This window comes from Streptomyces sp. NH27 (assembly GCF_056859195.1).
On sequence record NZ_JACEGK010000863.1, the window covers coordinates 1 to 1,823 of the forward strand.

1 protein-coding gene is annotated in these 1,823 nt (G+C 76.8%); it reads right to left on the reverse strand.

From position 1 onward, the window contains the following. A partial coding sequence (locus tag AC13HU_RS36590) for a DAK2 domain-containing protein (protein ID WP_483046309.1) occupies positions 1-1,733 on the reverse strand: 1,733 nt, incomplete at its 3' end. Positions 1,734-1,823: the final 90 nt, after the last annotated feature.

The following is a 1,823-nucleotide window of genomic DNA, read 5'->3' on the forward strand; positions in this document are numbered from 1 at the left end:
CCGATGAGGAGTGGGGTGGCCGTGTCGCCGCCTTCGTAGGCGACCGTGTCGACGGCGAGGTGGTGGTCGTGGACGTGGGCGCGGAGGCGGTCGGCGAGGTCGGGTGGGGCGGTCGGGCCGAGGACGAGGGTGACGAGTTCGCCGCCGGCCGTCAGCATCCGCTCCAGGGTGCTGATCGCGGTCCGGGTGAGGTCGGCGCCGATGACGGCGACGTCGTCCTCGATCAGGCCGAGGATGTCGCCGGCCTGGCAGATCCCGGCGGTGGTCCAGGACTGGTGCTCGGCGACGGCGAGTTCGGCGTAGCGGGTGGCGCCGGCGGCCGCGGTCATGGCGACCACGTCCTCGTCGAAGCGGCGGCTCGGCTCGTGGACGGCGAGCGCGGACAGGCCCTGCACGGCCGAGCGGGTGGGGATCAGGGCGACCCGTACGCCGTCGGCCCTGGCCTGTTCCGCGGCGGCGCCCGCCACGTGCCGCAACTCCGTGTCGTTGGGGAGCAGTACGACCTCGCGGGCGTGCGCGCGGCGGATGGCGGCGGCGATCTCGCCGCTGGCGGGCCGCTCCCCCGGGCGTACGGCGACCACGGTCGCGCCGGCCTGGCCGCACAGTTCGGCGAGGCCGTCGCCGCGGACGACGGCGACCACGGCGCGCACCGCCCGCTCGCCGCGCGGCCGCCGGGACTGGTCGCCGAAGTGGGTGACCCTGATCCGGTACGGCCGCCCGGCGTCGATCGCGGCTTCCAGCGCGGCCCCGACGTCGTCCACGTGGACGTGGACGTTCCACAGCCCGTCGCCGCCGACCACCACCAGCGAGTCGCCGAGCGCGTCGAGCCGGCCGCGCAGCACCTCCACGGTGGCGTCGGTCCCCTCCAGCAGGAAGATCACCTCGAACGCGGGTCCGTCGCCGCCGAATCGCGAACCGTCGGCGCACAACTCGATGTCCGCGCCGCCCGTACCGTCCGAGCCCTCGGCGCCGTCCGGGTCGCCTGGGTCGCCTGGGTCGCTCGCGCCGGGCACCTGCGTAGGCACATGCGCGTGCCGGAAGGAGGTGCCCGTGCCGGGAACGGGCCTGGCGGCGGGCGGCTCGCCGGTGACGACCTCGCAGAGCGCGCCGAAGAGCGCGACCAGCCCGAGGCCGCCCGCGTCGACCACGCCGGCCCTGCGCAGCGCGTCGAGTTGGGCGGGGGTGGCGGCCAGCGCGGCGAGGGCGGCGGCGTGCGCGGCCCGCGCCACCTCGGTCATGTCACCGTCGGCGGCGCGGGCCGCGTCGGCGGCGCGGGTGGCGACGGTGAGCATGGTGCCCTCCACCGGCCGGGCCACGGCCTCGTAGCCGGCGACCGCGGCGGCCGCGAGCGCGCGGCGCAGGTCGTCCGCCCCGATCCGCCCGTCCGGGCCCAAAGGCGCGGCGAGCGCCCCGTTCATGCCGCGCAGGAGCTGGGCGAGGATGGTGCCGGAGTTGCCGCGGGCACCGATGAGGGCGCCGTGGGACAGGGCGCGGAACGCCTCGGCGAGGGTGGGCGCGGCGGTGCCGTCGGCGCCGCCCGTGGCGTGCGCGTCGAAGACCGATTCGACGGCCTGGGCGGCCGACTCGACGGTCAGGTAGAGGTTCGTGCCGGTGTCCCCGTCGGCGACCGGGTAGACGTTGATCGCGTCGATCTCCTCGCGGGCCCGCCCCAGGGCCCGTAGCGAGAGCCGGCACCAGGAACGCACCGCGGCCGCGTCGGGCGTGGGGGGCAACAGGTCCTCCTTGCGGGGCACCGGGGGCTCCGGGATCGGGAGTTCGGCAGGCGGAAGGTTCGGCAACCAGGGAGTTCGGCAGTCGGGGGC